The following is a 3,301-nucleotide window of genomic DNA, read 5'->3' as shown; positions in this document are numbered from 1 at the left end:
ATACTTAATTTGTCCAGCCAACTGTTTTTTTGGGTGATCGCCTCTCCTCAAAAATAGTTACTTTGTACTATATGCCCATGCCAAAATCGGGGTTAATGCTCTATTTATTTCAAAATGAGAATTGCTGGCATTATAGTCGTGCTGGTGTTGCTGGAGAGCATCACACTGAAGTGAACCGATCCCGCTACTTTTACCCATTCCCTCTGGTCCAATTCGTTCAGCAGCATCTGGATCTAGTCCAGAACCAGCATCAACCCCTCTCATGAATAATCCACGATAGTCTGGAAGTCTAAATTTATTATCCCCTTGTTTTCCATAAAGTGTTCCAATTACTGCAAATAGCTCAGGGTAAGCATCTATTTCAAGATAACGACCATCGCACAACATCCAACCGTATGCTTCAGGATAGGTGATAGGAATATTGGCATTCAAGCTCTCAGCCTGTGCATTCTGACTTGAGCAACCAGATGAAGTCCAAATATTGTTTATATCACCTGTTATGGGATGGATTTGACCAGCAAATGGGCATACTGTACCAATAGGAACTCCGTTTAGCATAATTTCTCCTTTTTTCTAACACTTAGAATGGGCATTAACTGTTATTTCCCTTTCCCAAGCTTGAAAGATAGGGGAAAAAATATATCTCACGAGCTTGGGAAATGCTATGTAATCTTATTTCTGACAGGCTAAATTTTTGTAAGAGACATCAACACTGGACTCACCTTCTTTTAATAATGATGGTGGTGCATTGTCCTTAATTGCTTTAAGAATTGCTTCCATTGCAGTAGCACAAGCTAACGCTGATTGACCGACAATTTTAAATGTTCGTGCGGTCTGATCAAAGCTAGAAAAATTGTCAATTACAACATTAGCAGCCTGAGCAATTAAAGATTTGTTTCCATACGCCCATGTTGCTACTGCCAGAGTGCCAAAAACCAACGTAGCAGCAAAAGTGTAGTCAGTACCAAATTCAGGCTGTTGCTCAACTGGGACATCAAAGAACTCAGAACGAATGGAGCGGGATAGTTTTTGAACTTGCTCATAGTTAGCAACCAAAGCACTCTGATAACTAAGGTCTAGCTTAATCGCTTGACCATCAAGTGTAGCCGTCAAAAGAGCTTTATTTTGACCTGATGGGAATTTGACTTCCATTGGACCGACGACTACATTACTACTTATCACGGTTCCCAGTTCCAAGTTATTAAATAAACCTACATAATAGGTAGGAGTCACCTTAAACTGAGCACTACTACTACTTAAAACATCTCGCTGGTAAACAGCTGAATTGTTTGACATCCCTACACCAACATCAGCTAGACTTTTTGAGTCATTCCCAATTACAATTAACTCTGGTCGTTGTGCTTGTCCATCGGGTTCTAGCTGCTGAACACCATCCTTAAAAACAACCTTCCACTTAGTTCCCAATTGGATATTATTAAACTTTTGGGAGGCTTTATAAACACCTATCCCTCCAGTTTGTTTGTAATTAGCAAGAGCAACAAGATATTCAATCTCCCAATCAACCCCAGATTCACCTTTTTGCGGGACTGTCGTTTTTTTCCACGCAACACTATCTAATCCTACTGAATCAGGGAGAGTTTGATAGACTACCATAGTCCAAGTGCGATCTGTTTGATTGTTAAAATCAACGTAGTAAGTCATTTGAGCAACTCCAAAGAAATAATGTGAACTTAAAATGAAACTTTCGAGAAAAAAATACCTTAATGATTTGTTTTCTCTAAACTCTTAAGACATTCTCAAAAATCTATTCGTGAAATTTTCGATTTAGCCATAATGCCTTAAGCAAAATGTCTTGTCTTTTGGGTTAAAAGTGATTTGCTTAATCACCTTTGATACCAGAATAAGTTTTATTTGGGGTAATGGCAATCTCTAAAGTTAATACTTTTCTAATAGGTTTTTTTGAGCAGAATATTAGATTTATATTAGATTTATATTAGATTTGTATTAGATTTAAAGGGTCACTTTATGGTATCACTCCCTCATCCCTGAAAGTAGAACTAATGAATTAATCTGTCGGCTAAAATCATCAAAACCCTTTTAAAATCTGACTTGTAGCGGTTTTAGGGGATGAAAAGAAGGCAGCAAAAAAGCGATCGCAATTCTTGAAAACAGACAGCGATCGCCTAACTTTTAACTATCACAAGCAACATTATTGGAGGGCTGATAATTCTTCCCGAAGAATACGACGTAAATCGGACTGAGTGAGCGATCGCTCAGAAGGAGATTGGATATATTGTTTTAAAGCCCCATTAATTAGGGTTTGATAACCCATTCCTGCGGTTTCAGCCTGTTCTCGAAAATAAGCTAGAATCTCATCATCTAGATAAATGGTAATGCGTGTTTTCCCCTGAGAGGAAATGAGCGCCCCTCGTTTTCCTTTAGAAAAATCATATTCCTTTCTCATAAGTGGCTCTTCGTTACTTGGTATGGTTCGATAGGGGGGCATAAATCGACTAAATCCTTATCTGGCAAGGTATTTAATTGATTAGTTCGCTCTAGATCGAAAATAATTGACAAAAATCGCTAAATGCCTTTCTATATAGGGGTTCCATCCCTTATAACCCCCGTTCATTGCATAACACAAACCGAAGAGCCTCATAAGTTTTTCTCTCTTGTTTTGTAGCACGACGAGCGGAAATCAAGCGAATGACTTCACCCCGCAAAGTATAAATAACCACTAATAGTGATCCCATGTTTCCCATCCCCACTGCAATAAAACGTTCTTCTGTTATACAACCGGGATCAAGATCATGAATAGCGAGGGGATCAAAAAACACCATTTCAGCTTCTTTCTGCAAAGGAAACACCGTGCTTTTGCCAGTTGGTTTTTGCTTTTCTGGGATCATATTCAAATGTCATACATACATTATATGTATCTTAGAAGGTTGAGTCAAGCTCAAAACCCCTTCAGAGTATCACACGGATCGCCTTACCTTCCCACTTAGCTATCCATTAGTCAGATCTTTCTTAACAAAAAGAGAAGAAACTTAAAAAAAGGGGAAACGATTGATAGGTATAGTTTTGAAAGAAGGAATTAAGGTGGAGGTAAGCAAAAAAATGGAGAAATGGGCAGCCCAAGAATTACAATATGCAGACCTAGGGGACACCAGAAGAAAGAAAAGGTTAATCAGTATCGTAGAAAACTTGGCCAGTCAACCTAGTACAAGTGTGCCACAAGCTTCGGGAAATCTAGCCGCAGCGAGTGCCACCTACGACTTTTGGAATTCCCCCTATTTTCACCCCTCAGATATAATTGCCGCCCAAGCTAAAAGTACAGTAG

The 3,301-nt window shown here is 39.0% G+C and carries 5 protein-coding genes; 1 reads left to right on the top strand and 4 read right to left on the bottom strand.

The annotated features are described in order from the left end of the window. Positions 1–57: 57 nt before the first annotated feature. From IQ224_RS22795 to IQ224_RS22780, 4 genes are all read right to left on the bottom strand, one after another. A complete protein-coding gene (locus tag IQ224_RS22795; protein WP_084990021.1) occupies positions 58–558 on the bottom strand; it encodes a tail fiber protein in 501 nt (166 codons plus the stop codon). A gap of 114 nt (positions 559–672) precedes the next feature. Then, the gene (locus tag IQ224_RS22790; protein WP_194033526.1) at positions 673–1,662 is read right to left on the bottom strand and encodes a hypothetical protein; all 990 of its coding nucleotides are present in this window, start codon (positions 1,660–1,662) and stop codon (positions 673–675) included. Between the two features lie 508 nt (positions 1,663–2,170). After that, entirely contained in the window at positions 2,171–2,425 is a 255-nt protein-coding gene (locus IQ224_RS22785) for a BrnA antitoxin family protein (RefSeq protein ID WP_084990022.1), read from the bottom strand. A gap of 151 nt (positions 2,426–2,576) precedes the next feature. Further along, the gene (locus IQ224_RS22780) at positions 2,577–2,867 is read right to left on the bottom strand and encodes a BrnT family toxin (protein WP_370583162.1); all 291 of its coding nucleotides are present in this window, start codon (positions 2,865–2,867) and stop codon (positions 2,577–2,579) included. 211 nt (positions 2,868–3,078) lie between these two features. On the opposite strand from IQ224_RS22780, the gene IQ224_RS22775 reads away from it, so the two are divergent. Further along, positions 3,079–3,301: transposase (locus tag IQ224_RS22775; RefSeq protein WP_130757148.1), on the top strand; the 223-nt coding region annotated here is incomplete at its 3' end.

This window comes from Microcystis sp. LEGE 00066 (assembly GCF_015207925.1).
In the GTDB taxonomy this organism is placed as follows: domain Bacteria; phylum Cyanobacteriota; class Cyanobacteriia; order Cyanobacteriales; family Microcystaceae; genus Microcystis; species Microcystis ichthyoblabe_A.
Note: the sequence above shows the minus strand (reverse complement) of the source record. Positions and strands in the feature narration are given on the sequence as shown.

Excerpts from the sequence above, each read along its gene's own strand:
- IQ224_RS22780 (WP_370583162.1), bottom strand. The coding sequence starts at position 2,867 with ATGATCCCAGAAAAGCAAAAACCAACTGGCAAAAGCACGGTGTTTCCT.
- IQ224_RS22795 (WP_084990021.1), bottom strand. The coding sequence starts at position 558 with ATGCTAAACGGAGTTCCTATTGGTACAGTATGCCCATTTGCTGGTCAA.
- IQ224_RS22790 (WP_194033526.1), bottom strand. The coding sequence starts at position 1,662 with ATGACTTACTACGTTGATTTTAACAATCAAACAGATCGCACTTGGACT.
- IQ224_RS22785 (WP_084990022.1), bottom strand. The coding sequence starts at position 2,425 with ATGAGAAAGGAATATGATTTTTCTAAAGGAAAACGAGGGGCGCTCATT.